General features: G+C 72.0%; 23 protein-coding genes. 13 read left to right on the plus strand and 10 right to left on the minus strand.

The window, feature by feature from the left end; all coding sequences use genetic code 11:
• Window positions 1–5 precede the first annotated feature (5 nt).
• Window positions 6–911, plus strand: coding sequence for a ribonuclease Z (locus AB0E91_RS29600; protein WP_361788150.1), 906 nt, complete (start codon window positions 6–8; stop codon window positions 909–911).
• 54 nt (window positions 912–965) lie between these two features.
• Window positions 966–1958 (plus strand): adenosine deaminase, encoded by a 993-nt coding sequence (locus AB0E91_RS29605; protein WP_361788152.1) that lies wholly within the window; start codon window positions 966–968, stop codon window positions 1956–1958.
• On the opposite strand, the gene AB0E91_RS29610 is transcribed toward AB0E91_RS29605, so the two are convergent.
• Window positions 1922–3286 (minus strand): MFS transporter, encoded by a 1365-nt coding sequence (locus tag AB0E91_RS29610; RefSeq protein ID WP_361788154.1) that lies wholly within the window; start codon window positions 3284–3286, stop codon window positions 1922–1924. The genes AB0E91_RS29605 and AB0E91_RS29610 overlap by 37 nt on opposite strands.
• A gap of 557 nt (window positions 3287–3843) precedes the next feature.
• On the opposite strand from AB0E91_RS29610, the gene AB0E91_RS29615 reads away from it, so the two are divergent.
• The 7 genes from AB0E91_RS29615 (at window position 3844) to AB0E91_RS29645 (ending at window position 11862) form a co-directional block, all read left to right on the plus strand.
• Entirely contained in the window at window positions 3844–4791 is a 948-nt protein-coding gene (locus AB0E91_RS29615) for a 5-dehydro-4-deoxyglucarate dehydratase (RefSeq protein WP_361788156.1), read from the plus strand.
• Window positions 4788–6077 carry a glucarate dehydratase family protein gene (locus AB0E91_RS29620; RefSeq protein WP_361788158.1) on the plus strand — a complete coding sequence of 430 codons (1290 nt, stop codon included), beginning with the start codon at window positions 4788–4790 and terminating at the stop codon, window positions 6075–6077. The genes AB0E91_RS29615 and AB0E91_RS29620 overlap by 4 nt, the downstream gene beginning before the upstream one ends.
• Window positions 6078–6219: 142 nt before the next feature.
• Window positions 6220–7356: a PfkB family carbohydrate kinase gene (locus tag AB0E91_RS29625; protein WP_361788311.1), complete on the plus strand. Its 1137-nt coding sequence runs from the start codon at window positions 6220–6222 to the stop codon at window positions 7354–7356.
• A gap of 179 nt (window positions 7357–7535) precedes the next feature.
• Complete coding sequence (locus AB0E91_RS29630) at window positions 7536–9686, plus strand: PhoH family protein (RefSeq protein WP_361788160.1); 2151 nt, start codon at window positions 7536–7538, stop codon at window positions 9684–9686.
• A 13-nt stretch (window positions 9687–9699) separates the two neighbouring features.
• Window positions 9700–10197, plus strand: a complete 498-nt coding sequence (gene ybeY / locus AB0E91_RS29635) for an rRNA maturation RNase YbeY (protein WP_361788162.1) — start codon at window positions 9700–9702, stop codon at window positions 10195–10197.
• 10 nt (window positions 10198–10207) lie between these two features.
• On the plus strand, window positions 10208–11506 hold the full coding sequence (locus AB0E91_RS29640) for a hemolysin family protein (protein ID WP_361788164.1): 1299 nt from the start codon (window positions 10208–10210) through the stop codon (window positions 11504–11506).
• On the plus strand, window positions 11503–11862 hold the full coding sequence (locus tag AB0E91_RS29645) for an MmcQ/YjbR family DNA-binding protein (protein WP_361788166.1): 360 nt from the start codon (window positions 11503–11505) through the stop codon (window positions 11860–11862). The genes AB0E91_RS29640 and AB0E91_RS29645 overlap by 4 nt, the downstream gene beginning before the upstream one ends.
• 18 nt (window positions 11863–11880) lie before the next feature.
• Here the strand turns inward: AB0E91_RS29645 and AB0E91_RS29650 are convergent, their stop codons facing one another.
• Window positions 11881–13320, minus strand: coding sequence for an MFS transporter (locus tag AB0E91_RS29650; RefSeq protein ID WP_361788168.1), 1440 nt, complete (start codon window positions 13318–13320; stop codon window positions 11881–11883).
• A 151-nt stretch (window positions 13321–13471) separates the two neighbouring features.
• On the opposite strand from AB0E91_RS29650, the gene AB0E91_RS29655 reads away from it, so the two are divergent.
• Window positions 13472–14287 carry a helix-turn-helix transcriptional regulator gene (locus AB0E91_RS29655; RefSeq protein ID WP_361788170.1) on the plus strand — a complete coding sequence of 272 codons (816 nt, stop codon included), beginning with the start codon at window positions 13472–13474 and terminating at the stop codon, window positions 14285–14287.
• A complete protein-coding gene (locus AB0E91_RS29660; RefSeq protein WP_361788172.1) occupies window positions 14284–14634 on the plus strand; it encodes a cytidine deaminase in 351 nt (116 codons plus the stop codon). Before AB0E91_RS29655 ends, AB0E91_RS29660 begins: the two co-directional genes overlap by 4 nt.
• Before the next feature lie 148 nt (window positions 14635–14782).
• Here the strand turns inward: AB0E91_RS29660 and AB0E91_RS29665 are convergent, their stop codons facing one another.
• Both AB0E91_RS29665 and AB0E91_RS29670 read right to left on the minus strand, forming a co-directional pair.
• Entirely contained in the window at window positions 14783–15121 is a 339-nt protein-coding gene (locus AB0E91_RS29665; RefSeq protein ID WP_361107238.1) for a P-II family nitrogen regulator, read from the minus strand.
• On the minus strand, window positions 15118–16407 hold the full coding sequence (locus AB0E91_RS29670) for an ammonium transporter (protein WP_361788313.1): 1290 nt from the start codon (window positions 16405–16407) through the stop codon (window positions 15118–15120). The genes AB0E91_RS29665 and AB0E91_RS29670 overlap by 4 nt, the downstream gene beginning before the upstream one ends.
• 220 nt (window positions 16408–16627) lie before the next feature.
• Between AB0E91_RS29670 and era the strand changes: the two genes are divergently transcribed.
• Entirely contained in the window at window positions 16628–17581 is a 954-nt protein-coding gene (gene era, locus AB0E91_RS29675) for a GTPase Era (RefSeq protein ID WP_018545209.1), read from the plus strand.
• Between the two features lie 14 nt (window positions 17582–17595).
• Here era and AB0E91_RS29680 read toward each other — a convergent pair whose 3' ends face one another.
• Window positions 17596–18534, minus strand: a complete 939-nt coding sequence (locus tag AB0E91_RS29680) for an AraC family transcriptional regulator (protein ID WP_361788175.1) — start codon at window positions 18532–18534, stop codon at window positions 17596–17598.
• A 147-nt stretch (window positions 18535–18681) separates the two neighbouring features.
• Between AB0E91_RS29680 and AB0E91_RS29685 the strand changes: the two genes are divergently transcribed.
• Window positions 18682–19437, plus strand: coding sequence for an SDR family oxidoreductase (locus tag AB0E91_RS29685; RefSeq protein ID WP_361788177.1), 756 nt, complete (start codon window positions 18682–18684; stop codon window positions 19435–19437).
• Here the strand turns inward: AB0E91_RS29685 and AB0E91_RS29690 are convergent.
• From AB0E91_RS29690 to AB0E91_RS29710, 5 genes are all read right to left on the minus strand, one after another.
• Complete coding sequence (locus AB0E91_RS29690; protein WP_361788179.1) at window positions 19434–20750, minus strand: GH1 family beta-glucosidase; 1317 nt, start codon at window positions 20748–20750, stop codon at window positions 19434–19436. The genes AB0E91_RS29685 and AB0E91_RS29690 overlap by 4 nt on opposite strands.
• Before the next feature lie 32 nt (window positions 20751–20782).
• Window positions 20783–21145 (minus strand): MerR family transcriptional regulator, encoded by a 363-nt coding sequence (locus AB0E91_RS29695; RefSeq protein WP_361788314.1) that lies wholly within the window; start codon window positions 21143–21145, stop codon window positions 20783–20785.
• A gap of 79 nt (window positions 21146–21224) precedes the next feature.
• Window positions 21225–21977, minus strand: coding sequence for an SDR family oxidoreductase (locus AB0E91_RS29700; protein ID WP_361788181.1), 753 nt, complete (start codon window positions 21975–21977; stop codon window positions 21225–21227).
• A 59-nt stretch (window positions 21978–22036) separates the two neighbouring features.
• Complete coding sequence (locus tag AB0E91_RS29705) at window positions 22037–22303, minus strand: protealysin inhibitor emfourin (RefSeq protein ID WP_361788183.1); 267 nt, start codon at window positions 22301–22303, stop codon at window positions 22037–22039.
• Window positions 22304–22324: 21 nt separating this feature from the next.
• Window positions 22325–23392, minus strand: coding sequence for a M4 family metallopeptidase (locus tag AB0E91_RS29710; protein WP_361788185.1), 1068 nt, complete (start codon window positions 23390–23392; stop codon window positions 22325–22327).
• Window positions 23393–23545 lie beyond the last annotated feature (153 nt).

The following is a 23545-nucleotide window of genomic DNA, read 5'->3' on the forward strand; positions in this document are numbered from 1 at the left end:
AAAACATGTCCGTACGCGAACTCGTCGTCCTCGGCACCGCCAGCCAGGTCCCGACCCGGCACCGCAACCACAACGGCTATCTGCTCCGCTGGGACGGCGAGGGCATCCTGTTCGACCCCGGCGAGGGCACCCAGCGGCAGATGCTGCGCGCCGGGGTCGCCGCGCACGACCTGAACCGGATCTGCGTCACCCACTTCCACGGCGACCACAGCCTCGGCCTCGCCGGGGTGATCCAGCGGATCAACCTCGACCGGGTGCCGCACGAGATCACCGCGCACTACCCGCGCTCCGGGCAGCGCTTCTTCGACCGGCTGCGGTACGCCACCGCCTACCGCGAGACCGTCGCCCTCACCGAGGCCCCCGCCGACACCGACGGCGTCCTGGCCGAGACCCCCGCCTACACGCTGGAGGCCCGCCGCCTCTCCCACCCCGTGGAGTCCTACGGCTACCGGCTGACCGAGCCCGACGCCGTGCGGATGCTGCCCGACCGGCTCGCCGCGCACGGTATCGCGGGCCCGGACGTGGGCCGCCTCCGTCGTGAGGGCTCCCTCGGCGGGGTGACGCTGGAGGAGGTCAGCGAGATCCGGCGCGGGCAGCGGTTCGCGTTCGTCATGGACACCCGGCTCTGCGAGGGCGTCCACGCGCTGGCCGAGGGCTGCGACCTGCTCGTCATCGAGTCGACCTTCCTGGACGAGGATGTACAACTCGCCGAGGAACACGGCCACTTGACCGCAGGGCAGGCCGCGGCCGTGGCCCGGGACGCGGGCGTGCGGCACCTGGTCCTCACCCACTTCAGCCAGCGCTACTCCGACCCCGAGGTCTTCGAACGGCAGGCCCGCGCGGCGGGCTTCACCGGCGAGCTGACCGTGGCCCGCGACCTCCAGCGGGTACCCGTACCCAAACGCCGCTGAGCGCCACTCCCGCGCCCGGATGAATGGGCGGGTAAAGGGCCGTACGATGCTCTGATGCCCCTCCCCAAAGCTGAACTGCACCTGCACATCGAAGGCACCCTGGAGCCCGAGCTAGCCTTCCGGCTGGCCGGGCGCAACGGCGTGACGCTGCCCTACGCGGACACCGAGGCGCTGCGCGAGGCGTACCGGTTCGAGGACCTCCAGTCCTTCCTGAACCTGTACTACGAGCTGATGGCCGTCCTGCGCACTGAGCAGGACTTCGAGGACCTCGCCAACGCCTACCTCGCCCGCGCCGCCGCGCAGGGTGTCCGGCACGCCGAGATCTTCTTCGACCCGCAGGCGCATCTGGCCCGGGGCGTGGACATGGGCACCGTGGTCGAGGGGCTGTGGCGGGCGCTCGGCTCCAGTGTGGAGAACCACGGCGTCTCCACCCGGCTGATCATGTGCTTCCTGCGCGACGAGTCCGCCGAGTCCGCGCTCGCCACCCTGGACGCCGCCAAGCCGTACCTGGACCGGATCACCGGCGTGGGCCTGGACTCCGCCGAGGTCGGCCACCCGCCGGTGAAGTTCCGCGAGGTGTACGAGGCCGCCGCCGCGCTCGGGCTGCGACGCGTGGCGCACGCCGGTGAGGAGGGGCCGCCGGAGTACATCACCGAGGCCCTCGACGTGCTCGGGGTCGAGCGCGTGGACCACGGGCTGCGCTGCATGGAGGACCCGGCGCTGGTCGAGCGGCTGGTCCGCGACCGGGTGCCGCTCACCCTGTGCCCGCTGTCCAACGTGCGCCTTCGCACCGTCGACACCCTGGCCGACCACCCGCTCCCGGCGATGCTGGAAGCGGGCCTGATGTGCACGGTCAACTCCGACGACCCCGCCTACTTCGGCGGTTACGCGGGCGACAACTTCGCCGCGGTCCACGAGACCCTCGACCTGTCCCAGGACCGCCTGCGCGAGCTGGCCCGCAACTCCTTCCTCGCCTCCTTCCTGGAGGACGACGAGGAGCTGCGCGCCCGCTACCTCGCCGAGGTGGAGGCGTACGAGTTCGACTGACCGGGGAGCGCGCGGACCGGGAGGCCGGGGGCGGTTTCCGCCAGGAGGGGTTCCAGTAGCGGTTCCCTGAGGGGCGGCTCCAGGAGGGGCACCCGGTCCGCGAGCACCGAGTCCGGGATCTCCGCGAAAGCGACTTCCGCGTGCGGGAGTTCCGTGAGCGGGATCTCCACCACCGGCAGGTCCGCGACCCGTGTCGTACGGCGGGCCGGGGCGGTCGCGCGCAGGGCCGCCGCCGTCATCGGCACCGCTGAGGCCAGCAGGACGAGGGCGAGTATCCGGCCCATCGCCGGGTAGCCCGCCCAGGCCGAGAGCAGGCTGCCGGCCAGCGGTCCGGCCGCCGTGCCGAGCGAGCCCGCCGAGCCGACCAGCACCGCCCAGCGCCCGCGCGGGTCGAGGGAGGCGGCGAGCCCGATGACGTACGACAGCACGAGCGGGTAGCAGGCGTTCCAGGCGATCTCCCCGCCCGCGAACGACACCGGCCCCGAGGCCGACGCGCTGACCACGACGCAGGCCGCGATGAGTGCCGTACCGGCGCCGATCGGCACCGCGCGGCCCATGCGCGGTCCGAGCGCGCCCGCGCCGAGGGTGCCGAGCAGTCCGGCGCCGAGCGCGGCGGCGAACACCGCGCCGACGGTGACCTCGGTGAGATGCGCCTGGGTCAGACCGATCCGGCCGCTCACTCCCCACAGGGAGTTCTGCGCGAGGGACCAGCAGGGCATGGCGGCGGCCAGCAGGAGCCCGGTGCTCCGGTGGGGGAGCGGGGCGGGTGCGGCGGTGGCCGTGGTGACGGTCGTACGGGCGGGCAGGCGGCTGGTGAGGGGGAGGACCGCGAGCGCGGTCAGGGCGATCGCGGCGAGCGGCAGGCCGTGGCCAGGGCCGAGGTGCGGGATCGTCAGATAGAGGGCGCCCGCGAGGGCGGAGACGCTGAGCAGTCCGAGTGTGGTGACCCGGTGCGGGTCGGGGCGGCCCGCTATCCCGCTCGCGGCGACGGCCGTGACCGTGCCTGAGCCGAGGCCGCCGACGATCACACCCGCGACGACCGCCGGGACGGAGCCGGTGAGGGCGGCGGCGCCGTAGCCGAGGACGGCGAGGGTGAGGCCGACGCGGGCGAGGGCGCGCGCCCCGGCCCGTCCGCCGCGCGCGGCCAGCAGGAAGCCGGCCGTGGCGGAACTCAGCAGCAGGACGCTGCCGGTGGCCCCGGCCTCGGTGGTGGTGAGCGGAAGCCCGGTGTCGAGTCTGCCGACGGTGGTGGGCAGCAGATACGGCGCGAGATACCCGGCCGTGAAAAGGGCGACGAGGGGCCAGGGGGTGGTGCGGGGGGCGGACACGGGCGTTCCCAGGGCAGGCGAGAGCGACAGCTCGAAAGGATGCGGGAGAGGGGAGAGAGACGCCGGTGGTCCGGGGGACGGGAGGGCGCGAGCAAGTTGTATCAAGCACGTGGTTTCGAGCAGAAGTTGAGTGACTGTGATCTGAGTCACATTTGGTTTGGGGTGCGCGATCGCGGGTATTTCTCTGCACTCCCCCGGGTGGGTGACCGGGTGGGTGGTCGGTTTGTGATCTTGGGTGATCACAAACGGCCGTGGATGCGCTATGGTTGATCACGTCGCGGTCGCCGGAACTCCCGGTGGCGGACAGTGCGTTGGTGGTCCAAGGAAAGACGCCCCGCTTCCTGCGGGGAAATGCAGGTGCAAGGCCTGCCCGGCGCTCGATCGAGCCCCATCCCGCCGTTCGGCGGGGTGGGGCTCTTTGCTGTGCGCCCGTCCCCTTTCCTGCCGCGCCTCTTCTCGTCGCACCCCCTCCCGATGCGCCATTGACGGTGTCGTGTACGTGTACCTAGCCTCTGTTCTCATACGTGATCGGCATTCACAAGGGGAGATGATGGCCGATGAGCGACGACCCGGACCCGCGCGATGTGGCACGACGACTGAGGGAGGGCATGGCGCACGGCGTGCTGTCCTTCCCGCTCACCGCGTTCCACGACGACGGCTCCCTCGACCCCGACGGCTTCCGCACCCATGTGGCCTCCCGGCTCACGGCCGGACCCGGCGCCCTCTTCCCGGCCTGCGGCACGGGTGAGTTCTTCTCCCTGGACGAGGACGAGTACCGGCAGGTCGTCACCATCGCCGTCGAGGAGGCGGCCGGGCGGGTGCCGGTGGTCGCCGGGACCGGGTACGGCTGGGCGCAGGCCGCCCGCTTCGCCCGGATCGCCGAGGACGCCGGGGCCGACGCCCTGCTCGTCCTCCCGCACTACCTCACCGCCGCCCCGCAGGCCGGCCTAGTCGCCCAGCTGGAGCAGCTCGCCGCCCGCACTCGGCTGCCGCTGATCACCTACCAGCGCGGCCAAGTCGCCTACACCACCGAGTCGTTGCGACGCCTGACGCGCATCCCCGGCGTCATCGGCCTCAAGGACGGACACGGCGACCTCGACCGCCTGAGGCGCCTCACCCTCGCCGCCCCCGAGGACTTCCTCTTCTTCAACGGCGCCGCCACCGCCGAACTCCAGGCCCGCGCCTACGCCGCCGTCGGCGTCCCCGCCTACTCCTCCGCCGTGCACGCCTTCGCCCCCGAGATCGCCGGGGCCTTCTTCACCGCCCTGCGCGGCGGCGACCACGGCACCACGGAGAAGCTGCTCCGGGAGTTCTACGGCCCCCTCGCCGACCTCCGCGACCGGGTGCCCGGGTACGCGGTCTCCCTGGTCAAGGCGGCGGCGAGGCTGCGCGGACAACGGGTCGGACCCGTGCGCGCCCCGCTCGTCGACCCGTCGGACACCGACCTCGCCGCGCTGCGGGAGCTGCTGGCCACCGGACTCGACCTGGTGGGGGCCGCGCTGTGAACCGCGAACTGACCGTGGTGGACGTCCGGTTGACCCCCGTCCTGGTGGCCGACCCGCCGCTGCTCAACGCCCAGGGCGTGCACCAGCCGTACACCCCGCGCCTGATCGTGGAGGTGGTCACGGCGGGCGGGGCGACCGGGCTCGGGGAGACCTACGGGGACACCGACTACCTGGAGCTGGCGCGTCCGCTGGCCGACCATCTCGTCGGCCGCTCGGTCACGGATGTGAACGCGCTCTTCGGTCTCGGACTCGACGTGGACGAGGACCGGGTGCGCGGAGCGCTGGACGCGGGCGGGCTGCGCGGGGTGCGCAGCGCCGACAAACTCCGCCTCTCCGTGCTCTCCGCCTTCGAGGTCGCCTGCCTGGACGCGCAGGGGCGGGCGCTCGGGCTTCCCGTGCACGCGCTGCTCGGGGGGCGGGTGCGGGACTCGGTGGAGTACAGCGCGTACCTCTTCTACAAGTGGGGCGCCCACCCGGACGGCGTGCGGTGCGAGCCGGACGACTGGGGTGCGGCGCTGGACCCGGCGGGGATCGTCGCGCAGGCCCGCCTCCTTGCCGAGCGGTACGGGTTCACCTCCTTCAAGCTCAAGGGCGGGGTCTTCCCGCCGGAGCAGGAGGTCGCCGCCGTGCACGCCCTCGCCGAGGCGTTCCCCGGGCAGCCGCTCCGGCTCGACCCCAACGGCGCCTGGTCCGTGCCGACCTCGCTGAAGGTGGCGGCCGAACTCGCGGACGTACTGGAGTACTTGGAGGACCCGACGCTGGGCACTCCCGCGATGGCCGAGGTGGCCGCCGGGAGCGGGGTGCCGCTCGCGACCAACATGTGCGTGACCACCTTCGGGGAGATCAGGGAGGCGTTCCTGCGCGACGCCGTGCAGGTCGTCCTCTCCGACCACCACTACTGGGGCGGGCTGCGCAACACCCGTCACCTCGCGGCGATATGCGCCGCCTTCGGGGTCGGGGTGTCCATGCACTCCAACACCCATCTCGGCATCAGCCTGGCCGCGATGACCCAGGTCGCGGCGACCGTGCCGAACCTCCACCACGCGTGCGACTCGCACTATCCCTGGCAGTCGGAGGACGTGCTCACGTCGCGGATCGCCTTCACCGAGGGCCGGGTGGCGGTGTCCGAACGACCCGGCCTGGGCGTCGAGTTGGACCGCGACGAGCTGGCCCGGCTGCACCGGCGCTGGCTCGACGACGACGGGCGGCTGCGCGAACGGGACGACGCGGCGGCGATGCGCGTGGCCGAACCGGGGTGGCGGACACCGGTGATGCCGCGCTGGTGACGGGGCGGTCCCGGTGCGGCTCGGCTCCGGGTACCACCTGGGGCTGACGTCGTACGGGACCTTCCCGGTACGCGGCCGACGTGGTGCACACTGGCCAGATCCGCACCACGACAGGGAGCTCGCCGTGACCCCGTCCCCCGCGATCGCCGGAGAGGAAGCCGGAGGAGAACCGGAACACCTCACCCAGGCAGCGCGCCGCCAGGCCCAGGTCGACCCGCTGGCCGCCCTGCGCGCGCCCGGCGATCCGCCCTTCGACGTCTATCTCACCGGCACGGTCTTCCTGGACATCGTCTTCACCGGCCTGGACTCGGCGCCGGTGCGGGGTACGGAGTCATGGGCGCGGGGGATGGGGTCCAGCCCCGGCGGTGTCGCCAACATGGCCGCCGCGCTGGCCCGGCTCGGCCTGCGTACGTCGCTCGCGGCGGCCTTCGGGGACGACCACTACGGGGAGTACTGCTGGGACGCGCTCGCCCGGGGCGAGGGCATCGACCTCACGCCGTCCCGCACGGTGCGGGGGTGGCACTCGCCGGTGACGGTCTCCATGGCGTACGAGGGCGAGCGGACGATGATCTCCCACGGCCACGAGCCCCCGCCGGAGGAACCGGCCCCCGACTGCCCGCCGCCCGCCCGCGCCGCCGTCGCCTCCCTGACCCCCGGCACCCGCGCCCCCTGGATCGCCCAGGCCGCCCGGCGCGGCACCCGCATCTTCGCGGACGTCGGCTGGGACGACACGGGCGCGTGGGACCTCGCCGGTCTGGCCGACCTCGAACACTGCGAGGCGTTCCTCCCCAACGCGGAGGAGGCGATGCGGTACACCGGCGCGACCTGCCCCCGGGCCGCCGCCCACGCCCTCACCGCACACGTCCCGCTGGCGGTGGTCACCCTCGGCGCGGAGGGCGCCTACGCGGTGGACCGCCGCACGGGGGAGACGGCCGAGGTCCCCGCGATCGAGGTGGAGGCGTTGGACCCCACGGGGGCGGGCGACGTCTTCGTGGCCGGCTTCGTGACGGCCACCCTGGCGGGCTGGCCCCTGGCGGACCGCCTCGCCCTCGCCGGGCTCACGGCCGCCCTCTCCGTCCAGGAGTTCGGCGGCTCCCTCTCGGCCCCCGGCTGGTCCGAGATCGGCGCCTGGTGGCGCCGCGTCCAGTCCGTCCCCGGCCAGAACCCCACCGCCCTCCACCGCTACGCCTTCCTCGACCGGATGGTCCCACCCCGCCTGGACCGCCCCTGGCCGTTGCGCCGAGCGGTCCCGACGATCGGGTTCGGCCGGTCGGCGTAGTGAGAAGGGGGGCGGACACCCCGCAAAGGACGGCCTTCCGCCGACACCGGACCCCGCCCCCCGACCGGAGGAAAACCGCTGCCGCCTTGTCGGGGCCGCGTCGTACTCTGGACAGTGCGAGGCCGCCCTCAGGGGTGCGGCCGTGATGAGGAGGATTCGCAGGCCCTGAGCGCCGGCCCATGACTCAGACACCCACAGCTCAGACTTCCGCGCAGCGGGCGCGAGCACAGATCAGCATTCCCGCCCAGCACCCCATGGTGACCGTGCTGGGGTCCGGAGACTCCCTGCTGCGCGTGATCGAGAGGGCCTTCCCGGCGGCCGACATCCATGTCCGGGGCAATGAGATCAGCGCGACGGGCGACTCGGCGGAAGTGGCCCTCATCCAGCGCGTGTTCGACGAGATGATGCTCGTGCTCCGCACCGGGCAGCCGATGACGGAGGACGCAGTGGAACGCTCGATCGCCATGCTCAAGGCGAGCGACAACGGTACGAGCGACGGCCCGGAGACCCCGGCCGAGGTGCTGACGCAGAACATCCTGTCCTCGCGGGGCCGCACGATCCGCCCCAAGACGCTCAACCAGAAGCGTTACGTGGACGCGATCGACAAGCACACGATCGTCTTCGGCATCGGCCCCGCCGGCACCGGCAAGACCTACCTCGCCATGGCCAAGGCGGTCCAGGCGCTCCAGTCCAAGCAGGTCAACCGGATCATCCTCACCCGCCCCGCGGTGGAGGCCGGCGAACGCCTCGGCTTCCTCCCCGGCACGCTCTACGAGAAGATCGACCCCTACCTGCGCCCGCTCTACGACGCCCTGCACGACATGCTCGACCCGGACTCGATTCCGAGGCTGATGGCGGCGGGAACCATCGAGGTCGCTCCGCTGGCGTACATGCGTGGCCGGGCCCAGCCGGTCTTCACCAACGTCCTCACCCCGGACGGGTGGCGCCCCATCGGCGACCTCCAGGTCGGTGACCTGGTCATCGGTTCCAACGGTGAACCGACGCCGGTGCTGGGTGTCTATCCGCAGGGCGAGAAGGACATCTACCGTGTCACGGCCCAGGACGGCTCCTGGACGCTGTGCTGCGGCGAGCACCTGTGGACGGTCCGTACGGCGTCCGACAAGCGCCGCGACAAGCCCTGGCGTGTCCTGGAGACCAAGGAGATGATCGGCAACCTGCGGGCGGCGCACGCCCGCCGGTACGAGCTGCCTCTCCTCACGGCGCCGGTCTGCTTCCCCGAGCGCCCGGTCCCCATGGACCCGTACGCGCTGGGTCTGCTGCTGGGCGACGGTTGCCTGACCGGCTCGACCACTCCCTCCTTCGCGACGGAGGATCCGGAACTGGCCGAGGCTCTGGAAGGCGCCCTGCCCGGCGTGGCCGTACGCCACAAGAGCGGACCCGACTACGTCCTCAACCGCGTCAAGTCGCCGGGCGACGTGGTCACACTGGAGAACCCGGTCACGCGTGTCCTGCGTGAACTGGACCTCCTGCGTACCCGCTCGCACTCCAAGTTTGTTCCGGACGACTACCTGCACAACTCGCCCGAAGTCCGGCTGGCCGTCCTTCAGGGCCTGCTCGACTCCGACGGAGGTCCCGTCACCCAGCGGGATCGCACCTGCCGGATCCAGTACACGACCACGTCGATCATGCTCCGCGACGATGTGATCGCGCTGGTCCAGTCGCTGGGCGGTGTCGCGTACACCCGCCGCAGGCCCGCCGAGGGCCGCAGGCCGGGCCTCGCCAAGGGGCGTGAGGTCGCGTACCGGTACGACGCGCACGTGATCGACATTCGCCTGCCGGAAGGCGTCGAGCCCTTCCGTCTCGCCCGTAAGCGCGACACGTACCACGCGGCCGGAGGCGGCGGTCGGCCGATGCGGTTCATCGACAGCATCGAGCCTGCGGGCCGCGAGGAGTGTGTCTGCATCCAGGTGGCCGCCGAGGACTCCCTCTACGTCACCCAGGACCACCTGCTGACGCACAACACGCTCAACGACGCTTTCATCATCCTGGACGAGGCCCAGAACACCAGCCCCGAGCAGATGAAGATGTTCCTCACCCGGCTCGGGTTCGACTCGAAGATCGTCATCACCGGTGACGTCACCCAGGTCGACCTGCCGAACGGCACCAAGTCCGGCCTGCGGCAGGTGCAGGAGATCCTGGAGGGCGTCGAGGACGTGCACTTCTCGCGGCTGTCGTCGCAGGATGTCGTCCGGCACAAGCTCGTGGGCCGTATCGTCGACGCGTACGAGCAGTACGACAGCACGCACGGCACCGAGAACGGCGCCCGCAAGGGACACAGCCGCGGCAAGGCCGGACCCAAGGGGAAGTAGAGCCAGCACGACCATGTCGATCGACGTCAACAACGAGTCCGGCACCGAGGTAGACGAGCAGGCGATCCTCGACATCGCCCGCTACGCGCTCGCGCGGATGCGCATCCACCCGCTCTCCGAGCTCTCGGTGATCGTCGTGGACGCCGACGCCATGGAGCAGCTGCACATCCAGTGGATGGACCTGCCGGGGCCGACGGATGTCATGTCCTTCCCGATGGACGAGCTGCGTCCGCCGGGCAAGGAGGACGAGGAGCCCCCGCAGGGCCTCCTCGGCGACATCGTGCTCTGCCCCGAGGTCGCCACCCAGCAGGGCGCCGACGCGCCGACCCAGCACTCCATGGACGAGGAGCTCCAGCTGCTCACCGTCCACGGAGTGCTGCACCTCCTCGGCTACGACCACGAGGAGCCCGACGAGAAGGCCGAGATGTTCGGGCTCCAGGCCGCCATCGTGGACGGCTGGCGGGCCGAGCGCGGGCTGACCGGGCCGTCCCCGGCGCCGACCGTCTCGTAAGAGGGGTCGCATGAGTCCGCAGATCGTGGTCGGCGCGGTCGCGCTGATCGTCGTGGCCTGGCTCGCCGCCTGTGCGGAGGCGGGCCTCGCCCGTGTCTCCAGCTTCCGCGCCGAGGAGGCCGTCAAGTCCGGCCGCCGGGGCAGCGCCAAGCTCGCCCAGGTCGCCGCCGACCCCACCCGCTATCTGAACGTCGCCCTGCTGGTCCGCGTCGCCTGCGAGATGGCGGCGGCCGCGCTGGTGACGTACGCCTGCCTGCGGGAGTTCCCGGACACCTGGGAAGCCCTGCTGATCGCCATCGCGGTCATGGTGCTCGTGTCGTACGTCGCCGTCGGCGTCTCCCCGCGCACCATCGGCCGCCAGCACCCGCTGAACACGGCCACGGTCGCGGCGTACGTGCTGCTGCCGCTGGCCAGGATCATGGGCCCGATCCCCTCGCTGCTGATCCTCATCGGCAACGCGCTCACCCCCGGCAAGGGCTTCCGGCGCGGCCCGTTCGCCTCCGAGGCGGAGCTGCGCGCGATGGTCGACCTCGCGGAGCAGGAGTCGCTGATCGAGGACGACGAGCGCCGCATGGTGCACTCCGTCTTCGAGCTGGGCGACACCCTGGTGCGCGAGGTGATGGTGCCGCGCACCGACCTGATCGTCATCGAGCGGTACAAGACCATCCGCCAGGCCCTCACCCTCGCCCTGCGCTCCGGGTTCTCCCGCATCCCGGTCACCGGCGAGAACGAGGACGACATCGTCGGGATCGTGTATCTCAAGGACCTGGTCCGCAAGACGCACATCAACCGCGACGCGGAGAACGACCTCGTCTCCACCGCGATGCGCCCCGCCGTCTTCGTGCCCGACACCAAGAACGCGGGCGACCTGCTGCGCGAGATGCAGAAGGACCGCAACCACGTCGCCGTCGTCATCGACGAGTACGGCGGCACGGCCGGGATCGTCACCATCGAGGACATCCTGGAGGAGATCGTCGGCGAGATCACCGACGAGTACGACCGCGAGCTGCCGCCCGTCGAGGAGCTGGGCGACGGCCGTTTCCGGGTCACCGCCCGTCTGGACATCACCGACCTCGGCGAGCTGTACGGCCTGGAGGAGTACGACGACGAGGACGTGGAGACCGTCGGCGGGCTGCTCGCCAAGGCGCTGGGCCGCGTGCCCATCGCGGGCGCCTCGGCCGAGGTCGAACTCCCCGACGAGCGCCGCCTGAAGCTCACGGCGGAGGCGGCGGCCGGACGCCGGAACAAGATCGTGACGGTACTGGTCGAGCCCGCCGGGAGTACGGCGCGGGAGGAGAAACCCGAGTGAGGCCCCAGGAGCTGCGCGCCCTCTGTCTGTCCTTCAACGCGGTCGTGGAGGACTTCCCCTTCAACCCCGAGACCTCGGTCTTCAAGGTGCTGGGCAAGATGTTCGCGCTGACGAACCTGGGCGCGCGGCCCCTGACGGTCAACCTCAAGTGCGACCCGGAGGACGCGGTCCGGCTCCGCGCCGAGCACGAGGACCTGATCGTCCCCGGCTGGCACATGAACAAGCGCCACTGGAACACGGTGACGGCGGACGGCGCCCTCCCGGACGCCCTGCTCCGCGAACTGGTCGAGGATTCCTACGACTTGGTCGTGGCGGGCCTGCCACGGGCGGAGCGGCTGCGGCTCGACCGCCCGTGACGGTACGGCGTACGGCCGTCAGGGGCGCGTCCGGCCCCGGCGCAGCCCCACCCCGACCAGCGCGGCGGCGGCCAGCACGATCGCCGCGTCCAGGCCCAGCACCGTGTGGACGCCGGAGAGCAGGTCGGGGGAGGCGGCGGCGAGGCTGCCGAGCAGGGGGATGCCGACGGTGATGCCGACCTGTTGGGTGGAGGTCACCAGGCCGGTGGCCAGGCCCTGTTCGGTGTCGGGGACGCCCGAGGTGGCGGTGAGGCCGTACGAGACGATCGCGCCCAGGTGGCACACGCTCGCCAGGGACACGGCGGCGGTGGCGAGCCAGGCCGACCAGGAGCCGGTGTCGAGCAGGGGCAGGGTCGCCACCAGCGCACCCTGACCGGCCAGCGAGACGACCAGGGTGCGGGGGGCGCCGAGGCGGCCGATGACCTTCGGGGCGAGGGTGCCCGCGACGACCGACAGGACGCCCTGCACGCCGAAGACGAGCCCGGTCTCGAACGCGGACAGGCCCAGGATCTCCTGGAGGTACAGGGTCAGGACGAAGACGACCGCGGACATCATCGAGAAGGTGACCAGACCGCCCAGGTTGCCCCACGCCACCGTGCGGCGGCGCAGCATCGGCAGGGAGACCAGGGGTGCGGGGGTACGGGACTCGATCACGGTGAACCCGGCCAGCAGGGCGAGCCCCGCGACCAGGCAGACGAGCACGTCGGCGTGGCCGAAGCCGCGGTCGGCGGCGCTGGAGAGGGCGTAGATCAGGGACAGCAGGCCGCCGGTGACGGTGACCGCGCCGGGCACGTCCAGGCGCCGGTGCGTGGCGGTGCGGGACTCCGGCAGCAGAGCGGGGGCCAGCGGCAGTACGAGCAGCGTGACGAGCGTGAGCAGGGCCATCGTGGAGCGCCAGCCGAGGGTGTCGGTGAGGACGCCGCCCGCGATCATGCCGGTGGTGAAGCCGAGGGAGAGCAGGGCGCCGGAGACGCCGAGCGCGCGGTCGCGGGCCGGGCCCTCCGCGAAGGTGGTCGTCAGCAGGGACATGCCGGTCGGCACGATGGCCGCCGCTCCGAGCCCCTGGAGCGCGCGGGCGGCGAGGAAGATCTCGGGGTTCCAGGCCAGCGTCGCCAGCAGCGAGGCCGCGCCGAACAGGCCGAGCCCGCCGAGGAACAGCCTGCGGCGGCCGTAGAGGTCGCCGACCCGGCCGAACAGCAGCAGGAAGCCGCCGGAGGGCAGCGCGAAGGCGGTGACCGCCCACTGGAGCGCGGTACGGCTCATGCCGAGGTCGTCCCCGAGCTGGGGCAGGGCCACGTTCAGGACGGAGAAGTCCAGGGCGACCATGAACTGGGCGGCGCACAGGACGAAGAGGACGAGCCTGTCGCGGGTGGACAGCTTTACGGGGTCTGCGGGGCTTACGGGAGTGGGTAGTTCGCTTGAGGTGGGGTTCGGTTCGGTGGTCGTGTCGATCGCCATGGCACGAGCCTGCGGGCGCGGGAAGAAACGCGGGGAGTCGGAACTTATGGTGGTGGTGGCACCACCAGACACGGCGACGACGGGGGAGCGGCACGTGGCGTCTGCGGGTACGGCGAGAAGTGAACGGCGCACCGAGCTGCGGGAGTTCCTGATGAGCAGGCGCGCCCGGGTGAGCCCCGAGGAGGTGGGGCTGCCGGCGGGCGGGGTGCGGCGCCGTACGCCGGGGCTGCGGCGCGAGGAGGTGGCCGTGCTCGCGGGCGTGGGCGCCTCCTGGTACCAGTGGCTGGAGCAGGGGCGGGACATCTCCGTCTCCCCGCAGGTGCTCGACGCGGTCGCGCGGGTGCTGCGGCTCAGCGACGCCGAGCGGCGGCACCTCTATCTGCTCGCCGGGCTGAACCCGCCCGCGCCCCAAGTCACCCCGGACCGAAGGGACATGTGCGACGGGCTGCGGCGGCTGATCGACACCTGGATGCCGTATCCGGCGCACATCATGGACCGCTACTACAACTGCGTCATGTTCAACCACGCGGCCGTCGTGGTGCTCGGGATGGGGCGCGGGGGTGTTCCCGGGAACTGCCTGGTCGACTTCTTCACCGATCCGCTCTACCAGCTGCGCAGCCGGAGCTGGGAGCAGAACGCGCGTATCGTCGTCGCGCAGTTCCGGGCGATGTACGCCGCCTCCCCCGACGACGAGGGCTTTCAGGCCGTCCTCGCCGAAGCCAGCGACGCGAGCCCCGAGTTCCGCCGGATCTGGGCCGAGCGGGACATCGAGGACCAGGGGCAGATCCGCAAGGAACTGGAACACCCCGTGGCCGGGCGGCTGGTCGTCGAGTCCACGGCGATGCAGGTGCCCGCGCGGCCCGATCTCCTGGTGGTGCTGCACACCCCGCTGGACGAGGCGGACACGGCGGCGAAGCTGGAGTGGCTGGCGGGGGAGGGTTCCGCTGTTCGTATGCTCGGGGCATGAGCGAGAACGAGCTTGATCCTGAGGACCGGAAGATCGTGACGCTGGCGCGGTCGGTACGGGCGCGGAACGGCGTCGCCGAGGGGGCGGCGGTACGGGACGAGACGGGGCGGACGTACGCGGCGGGGTCCGTGGAGCTGCCGTCCCTGTCCTTGAGCGCGCTGCGTACGGCTGTCGCGATGGCGGTGGCTTCCGGGGCGAGGTCTCTTGAGGCGGCGGCGGTGGTGTCGGAGGCGGGGGCGCTGGCCGCCTCGGACTTGGCCGCGGTGGCCGACCTGGGAGGCGCGGGCACGCCGGTGTTGCTCGCTGCCTCCGACGGAGTCGTCCACCTGACCGTCTCCGCCGGCTGAGGCCCCCAGGGGGCTCCGCCCCCTGGACCCCCGCCTCGCCCACCACACCCACCCGTCTCGGGAGACTGGGAAGGCACCGTGCTGTAGCAGGAGCAGGTATCGAGCTTGAGGTGACGCCGAGTAAGAGCGGGCGGGTGGGCAGACTTGGTCAGAGCGCCGCAGGCCCCCGCTCGCCCGTCCGCACCCGCACCACCGTCTCCACCGGTACCGCCCACACCTTGCCGTCGCCGATGCGCCCGGTCCGTGCCGCCTCCACCACCGCAGAGATCGCGTCGTCGGACACCGCGTCCTCGACCAGGACTTCGAGGCGGACCTTGGGGACGAGGTCGACCTGGTACTCCGCGCCGCGGTAGACCTCGGTGTGGCCGCGCTGGCGGCCGTAGCCGCTGGCCTCGGTGACGGTGAGGCCGTGGATGCCGAGGGCGCGGAGCGCCTCTTTGACCTCGTCGAGGCGGTGGGGCTTCACGACGGCGGTGATGAGCTTCATGCGGGGGTGCCGGCCTTCCGGACGGGGGCGCCATGGCCCAGGACCCCGTGATCGTAGGCGGTCTCGGCGTGCACCGTAAGGTCCAGGCCGGTCCGTTCGTGGTCCTCGCTCGCGCGCAGGCCCATCAGGCGGTCGAGGAGCTTCCCGAGGGCGTACGTCATCGTGAAGGCGTAGGCGCCCACGGCGAGGACGGCCACCGACTGCCGGCCGAGGAGCGCGAGACCGCCCCCGTGGAGCAGACCTTCCGCCCCGCCGGTCAGCGCCCGGTCCGCGAACAGCCCGATCAGCAGCGTGCCGATGATCCCGCCGACCAGGTGGACACCGACCACGTCCAGGGAGTCGTCGTAGTTCAGCCGGAACTTCCAGCTCACGGCGTACGAGCAGACGACCCCCGCCGCGAGCCCGACCACCAGCGCGCCCAGCAGGGAGACGACCCCGCAGGCGGGGGTGATGGCGACAAGGCCCGCCACCGCGCCCGAGGCCGCGCCGAGTGTCGTCGGGTGGCCGTCCCGCTTCTGCTCGACCAGGAGCCAGCCGAGGAGCCCGGTGCAGCCGGCGGCGAGGGTGTTGAGGAAGGCCGCCGCGGCGAGGCCGTTCGCGCCGAGCGCGGAGCCCGCGTTGAAGCCGAACCAGCCGAACCAGAGCAGACCGGCGCCGAGCACCACGAGCGGGAGGTTGTGCGGGCGCATCGCGTCCTTCTTGAAGCCCAGCCGCGGGCCGAGGACCAGGCACAGCGCGAGCCCCGAGGCGCCCGACGTGATCTCCACCGGCAGCCCGCCCGCGAAGTCCAGCGCGCCCAGGCCGCCGCTGCCTATCCAGCCGCCGGGACCCCATACCCAGTGCGCGACCGGAACGTATACGAGCAGGGTCCACAGCGGGACGAACACCAGCCACGCCGGGAACCGGGTCCGGTCCGCCACCGCCCCGCTGATCAGCGCCGCCGTGATGATCGCGAAGGTGAGCTGGAAGGTGGCGAAGAGAAGGGTGGGGACCGTGCCGTGGAGGGAGGAGGGGCCGATGTGGGCCATGCCCGCCTCGTGGAGGTCGCCCAGCAGGCCCGCGCCCAGGTCCGCGCCGAAGGCGAGCGAGTAGCCTCCCGCCAGCCACACCACCGTGACCAGGGCGATGGACACGAAGCTCATCATCAGCATGTTGAGCACGCTCTTCGCGCGCACCATGCCGCCGTAGAAGAGGGCCAGGCCCGGGGTCATCAGCAGGACCAGGGCGGTGGCGGCGAGCAGCCAGGCGGTGTCGCCGGAGTCGGCGTGCGCGGCGGCGAGGGTCACGGGCGTCACGGGCGTCTCCGGCGGGTCGGGGAGGGGGCGGGGGCTCGTCAGAGGGTCACCGGTCCGCGTTTCCGGGCGCCTACGAGGGCGTTACCGTGATGTTTCGGAGCGTGACGTCGGCGGTTCAGGACGGTGCCGCCCGGGACGTACCGCGGTGTTCCACCGCATCCCCACACCCGTCCGTGCGGCGCCGCTCCGAGGATCAGGGAGAATGGTCGGCATGAGCGTTCGTACCCAGTCATCCGAGCGGTCGGGCGACAGCGTCCACCGTGCAGGCTTCGCGTGCTTCGTGGGCCGCCCCAACGCGGGCAAGTCCACCCTCACGAACGCTCTCGTCGGGCAGAAGGTCGCGATCACCGCGAACCAGCCGCAGACGACGCGGCACACGGTGCGCGGCATCGTCCACCGCGACGACGCCCAGCTGATCCTGGTCGACACCCCCGGCCTGCACAAGCCGCGCACGCTGCTCGGCGAGCGGCTGAACGACGTGGTGCGCACCACCTGGGCCGAGGTCGACGTGATCGGCTTCTGCCTCCCGGCGAACGAGAAGCTCGGCCCCGGCGACCGGTTCATCGCCAAGGAGCTGGCCGGGATCAAGAAGACCCCCAAGGTCGCGATCGTCACCAAGACCGACCTGGTCGACTCCAAGGCCCTGGCCGAACAGCTCATCGCCATCGACCAGCTCGGCAAGGAGCTGGGCTTCGAGTGGGCCGAGATCGTGCCGGTCTCGGCGGTCGGCGACAAGCAGGTGGGTCTGCTGGCCGACCTGATCGTCCCGCTGCTGCCCGAGGGCCCGGCGCTCTACCCCGAGGGCGACCTCACCGACGAGCCCGAGCAGGTCATGATCGCGGAGCTGATCCGCGAGGCCGCCCTGGAGGGCGTGCGCGACGAGCTGCCGCACTCCATCGCCGTGGTCGTCGAGGAGATGCTGCCCCGCGAGGACCGCCCGGCCGACAAGCCGCTGCTCGACATCCACGCGAACGTCTACATCGAGCGCCCCAGCCAGAAGGGCATCATCATCGGCCCCAAGGGCAAGCGCCTGAAGGACGTGGGCATCAAGTCCCGCAAGCAGATCGAGGCGCTGCTCGGCACGCCGGTCTTCCTCGACCTGCACGTGAAGGTCGCCAAGGACTGGCAGCGCGACCCCAAGCAGCTCCGCAAGCTCGGCTTCTGACGCGCCGTCACCTTTCACGTCGCTCCTTGGGTCAACACCCCCGCCGGACTCCGCGCCGCCTCCCGCAGCCGTGCCGCGTCCCGGCTCGGCGGGGCCCCGAACCGACGCCGGTACTCCCGGCTGAACTGCGACGGGTTGTCGTAGCCCACGCGCCGCCCGACCCCGGTGATGTCACCGGGGCGGGTCGCGAGGAGCAGCCGGGCCTCCTGGAGCCGGATCTGCTTCTGGAACTGGATGGGGCTCATCGCCGTCACCGCCTGGAAGTTGCGGTAGAACGCCGAGACGCTCATCCCGGACAGCCGCGCCACGTCCGCCACCCGGAAGGGTTCCGCGTAGTGCTCGCGAATCCAGCCGACGGCCCGTGAGACATGGCTGAGCCCGCTGTCCGGCAGCCCCAGCTGGCGGACCGTCGCGCCCTGCTCCCCGGTGATCAGCCGCCACAGGATCTCCCGCTTGACCAGCGGCGCCAGTACGGCCCGGTCGCGGGGCTCGTCCAGCAGACGCAGCAGCCGTACGACCGCGTCCAGCAGCGCGGTGGGCGCGTCGCTGACGGCGATGCCCGAGGGCGTCCCCTGGGGCGTGCGCGGGAGGTCTCCGGGGGCGGCCCCGAGCAGCAGTTCGGCGACCGCCGAGGGGTCCAGGGTGAGGCCGAAGCCGAGGGCCGGGTGCTCGGGGTCCGCGTGGACGAAATGCCCCGTCACCGGCAGGTCGACCGACGCCACCAGATACTGCCCGGCGCCGTACGTGAACACCCGGTCACCCAGGGCCAGTTGCTTCGCGCCCTGCGCGATCACCGCCAGCACCGTCCCCGACATCGAGGGCTGCGGGGGATCGGGGCGGTCGACCCGTGAGATGAGCACGCCGTCGATGGCCGTGGTCCAGTCGGGCCGCACATGCCGCTCCAGCAGGGCGCGCAGCTCCTCCAGCCGGGAGTCCGTTCGCTCGTCACGCATATCTCCATTGCAGCACCTCCCGGCGTCCCGGCTCCCGCGCACGCGAGGATCGTGCAGGTACGGAGGAGGATCGCTCTACGTTTCCGCAGGTGAGAGGCGCCTAATGGAGGAAGGAAGTCCATCGGCCCTCACTCCTGGAGGAATCCCATGCAGGTCGCCATCGTCACCGGAGCCAGCTCCGGCATCGGGCGCGGTGCCGCCGTCGAGATCGCCAAGCGCGGTATCGGTGTCATCCTCACCTACGGCCGCAACCGGCAGGGCGGGCTCGACACCGTGGCCGCCGTCGAGAAGGAGGGCGGCATGGCCGTCGCGCTGCCGCTGGACCTCGGGGCGTCCGGCACCTTCGACGCCTTCCGGGACACCGTGGCCGGCGTGCTGCGGGACACCTGGCAGCGGGACACGTTCGACCACCTGGTGAACAACGCGGGGCTCGCCCAGTCCGCGCTGATCGAGGACATGACCGAGGACACCTTCGACCTGATGGCGCGGGTGCTGCTGAAGGGGCCGTACTTCCTGACCCAGAAGCTTCTGCCGCTGATGGCCGACGGGGGTGCGATCGTCAACACGAGCAGCAGCTCGGCGACGGCCTCCCCGGAGCCCGGCTACTCCGCCTACGCGGCCCTGAAGGGCGGCATCGACGTGCTCACCCGCTACATGGCCAAGGAGTTCGCCCCGCGCGGCATCCGCGTCAACGCCGTCTCGCCGGGGCCGACCCGCACCCGCCTCGGCGACGACGGCTTCACCCGCTTCCCGGAGGTGATCCCGGCCCTCGCCGCGCGCACCGCGTTCGGCCGGGTCGGCGAGCCCGAGGACGTCGGCGCGCTGATCGCCACCCTGGTCTCCGACGAGAGCCGCTGGGTCACCGCGCAGAACATCGAGGTGTCGGGCGGGTACGACCTCTAGTCCCTGAGGCTGCGCAGCAGTTCGCGGTACCAGCGGTACGACGCCTTCGGGGTGCGTTCCCGCGTCGCGAAGTCCACGTGGACCAGACCGAAGCGGCGGGCGTACCCCTCGGCCCACTCGAAGTTGTCCATCAACGACCACACGAAGTACCCGCGCACGTCGACCCCGGCGGTCAACGCGCCGTGCAGGGCGCGGACATGGGCGTCCAGGTAGGTGATGCGGTCCTGGTCGTCGAGACCCTCGTACGAGCAGCCGTTCTCGGTGATGACGACAGGCGGGAGCCGGTCGCCGTAGCGGTCGCGGAAGCCGGTGAGCAGCTCGGTCAGGCTCTCGGGTACGACGGGCCAGCCGAAGTCGGTGACCGGGTAGCCCTCGATCTCCTTGAGGGAGAAGGGGAGTTCGGCCGGGACGGTGACTCCGCCGAACTCGGTGTCGGTGCCCTCCGGGGCGCCCACCCGGGTCGGCGCGTAGTAGTTGATCCCGTACCAGTCCACCGGCTCCCCGATGATCCGGGCGTCCGCGTCGGGGTCGCCCGGCATCAACTCCCCGATACCCTCCGGATACTGGCCCAGGATGACCGGCTCCGCGAACATCCGGTTCAGCAGGAGGTCGTAGAAGGCGGCGGCCTCCTGGTCGGCCGGGTCGGCGGAGGCGGGCCAGGTGGGGCCGTGGGAGTTGGCGATGCCGACGCTCGTCGCCCCGGCCGCGCGCAGGGCGCGTACCGCGAGGCCGTGGCCCAGGAGTTGGTGGTGGGCGGCCGGGAGCGCGTCGAACAGCAGCCGCTTGCCGGGGGCGTGGATGCCGAGCGCGTGGCCCAACAGGGTGTGTTCGGCGGGCTCGTTGAGCGTGATCCACTGCACCACCCGGTCCCCGAGCCGCTCCGCGACCCGGGCCGCGTGGTCCGCGAACCGGTATGCCGTGTCCCGCTCCAGCCAGTCCAGTGAGGCGGGCAGATCCCAGTGGAACAGCGTCGGCACCGGCCGCACGCCCGCCGCGCACAGTGCGTCCACCAGCCGGTCGTAGAAGTCCAGCCCGCCCGGTGACTCGACACGCGGCCAGGAGACGGAGAAGCGGTACGCGTCCACGCCGAGGTCCGCGAGCAGTGCCACGTCCTCCGGCCACCGGTGGAAGTGGTCGCACGCGACCGCCGCCGTGGACCCGTCCTTCACCCGCCCCGGCTCGGCCGTGAACACGTCCCACACCGACGGCTCCCGCAGCCCGACGGCCCCCTCGATCTGATGCGCCGAGGTGGACACCCCCCACAGAAACCCCTCGGGAAACCGGGGCACAGGACCGCGCGCGTCAGTCGCCATGCGGGGATCATCCGTACGCCGCGCCCGCGAAGTCAACGCTCGCGCAGGGGAGTTCGGTGTCCCAGTGCGGCCGCGAGGCGATCACGCGTCTCGGTCTGGGCCGCGATGCGCGCCTCCAGGACGGCGAGCCGTTCCCGGGCGACCCTCAGGCCCTTCTCCGAGGGCCGTGCCGTGGCCAGGTCGCCGTCCAGGCAAGGCAGGAAGACCCGTACGTCGTCCAGAGTGAGCCCGGCGGCAAGCAGCTGGCGGATGTTGCGGACGCGGGTCACCGCCCCGGTGCCGTAGACGCGGTAGCCGTTGGGCGCGCGTTCGGAGGAGATGAGCCCGGCCTGCTCGTAGTGGCGCAGCGCGCGGGCGGTCGTCCCGGTCTTCTCCGCCAGCTCACCGATCCGCACCCGCGTCACCTCCGGGCCCACTCCTACCACGCGACGGCTCAGGCCCACCACGTGTGCGTCACGCCCACCACGCGACGGCTCACGCCACGACCGCGCCGCCGTCCACGGGGAGGACGGCCCCGGTGACGAACGAGGCGTCGGGAGAGGCGAGCCGGGTGATCGCCCAGGCCACCTCCTCCGGCCGTCCGACGCGGCCGAGCGGGGTGTGGGCGAGCTGCCACTCCCGTACGGCGGCCATCCGCTCCGGGCTGAGGCCCTGGTGCACGCCGATGGGGGTGTCGATCGCACCCGGGGCGACCGCGACCACCCGCACCCCGCGCGGTGCCAGCTCCACCGCCCAGCTCCGGGTGAGGGTCTCCAGGGCGGCCTTGGTCGCGGCGTACACCGAGTTCCCGGGCCACGCCCGCTGACCGACCGACGTGCTGACGTTGACGATCACCCCGCGCGCCTCTTCCAGCGCGGGGAGCGCGGCCTGGGTGAGACGGACGGGGGCGGTGAGGTTCGTGGCGAGCTGGGCGGTGACCGCGTCCGGTGTGAGCGTGCCGAGGGCGCCGCCGCGCACGACGGCCGCGTTGTTCACCAGCACGTCCAGCCGCCCGTGTACCTCGAGGACGGCCCGGACGATCCGCTCGGGGCCGTCCTCGGCGGTGATGTCGGCGGGCAGCGGGGCGATCCGGGCGTCCCCGGCGGCGGTGTCGTCGAGCGGTCCGGGCCGCCGCCCCACGGCGACCACCCGGGCCCCCTCGGCGGCGAAGGCACGGGCCGTGGCCCGCCCGATGCCGGTACCCGCCCCGGTGACGACGACGATCCTGTGGCGTGTGGTGTCCCTCATGCCGCACATCGTCCGACCCTGCCGCCAACGACAAGGTCAAGCGGTCCCGAGCCGCCCGCTCAGGCGCCCTCCTTCAGCACCCGCGACACCAACTCCCGCTGTGCGTCGGTCAGTCGGGGGTCGGCGGTGTGGATCGTGCGGCCGTCGACCGTGATCTCGTAGTGGAAGCCGTCGGGGACGCCCTGGGGCGGGGTGGTGGGCGCGGAGGCCAGGGCGCGTTCGGCGAGGGAGCGCAGCTCCGTGCCGTCGGGGCGGGCCGAGGTGTCGATCTCGGCCCGCCGCTCGATGCCCGCGAAGCCGCCCGTGCGCCGTACTTGGATACGCATGGGGACCTGTCTAGTACGGAACTAGAGCGTGTGCACCCCGACTTCCTCCCACGCCTTCTCCACGGCCTGGAGTTCCGCCCCCGCGCCGAACCGCTCGCGGGCCGCCTTCACGGTGAGGGTGGCGAAGTCGGTGAACTGGGCGTCCTGTTCGAGGGCGCCGCCGGTCAGCACGTCGTACCAGATGTGGCCGGCCTTCTCCCAGGCGTAGCCGCCGATGGCGGAGGCGACGAGGTAGAAGGCGCGGTTGGGGATGCCGGAGTTGATGTGGACGCCGCCGTTGTCCCGGCCGGTGTGGACGTAGTGCTCCATGTCGGCGGGCTGGGGGTCCTTGCCGAGGACGTCGTCGTCGTAGGCGGTGCCCGGCTCCTTCATGGAGCGCAGCGCCTTGCCGGTGACGCGCGGGGCGAGCAGGCCCGCGCCGATCAGCCAGTCGGCGTCGGCGGCGGTCTGGCCGAGGGTGTACTGCTTGATCAGCGAGCCGAAGACATCGGAGAGCGACTCGTTGAGCGCGCCGGACTGGCCGAAGTAGGCGAGGTTGGCGGTGTACTGCGTGACGCCGTGGGTGAGTTCGTGGCCGATGACGTCGACCGGGATGGTGAAGTCGAGGAAGATCTCGCCGTCCCCGTCGCCGAACACCATCTGGTCGCCGTTCCAGAAGGCGTTGTCGTAGTCCTTGTCGAAGTGCACGGTCGCCTTCAGGGGCAGGCCGCTGTCGTCGATGGAGTGGCGGCCGAACGCCTTCAGGTACAGCTCGAAGGTGGCGCCGAGTCCCGCGTACGCGCGGTTGACGGTGGCGTCGGAGCCGGGCTCGGAGCCCTCCGTGCGGACCCGGTGTCCGGGCAGGTGCTGGGTGTGCCGGGCGTCGTAGATCGTGCGGTGCGGCTTGTCGGCGGCGGCGCCGTGCGGCTCGACGGCGGCCGCGCCGATCACGGTGGTCAGCCGCCGCCGGGTGCGCTCGAACGCGTCGCGCTCCAGGGAGCGGCGGGCGGGGTCCGCCACGGCCGGGTCGGAGTCCTGGGCGAGCTTGTCGAGGACGTGCGGCGGGACGATCGTGCAGAAGACGGGCTCGAAGCCCCCGTGGGTACTCATACCTGGAAATGCTTGCACTGCGTGACATCAAAGTCACTAGTTGCCACCGCGATTGATGAAATGCGGGGATATCTCTCGTCACTCCGCGTCACGAGATGCTATGGGCCGGTTCCGCATGCTGATACGCCCCGGCGCCTCCGGGACGGCTCGGCT

This window comes from Streptomyces sp. NPDC026659, assembly GCF_040638245.1.
GTDB lineage: Bacteria > Actinomycetota > Actinomycetes > Streptomycetales > Streptomycetaceae > Streptomyces.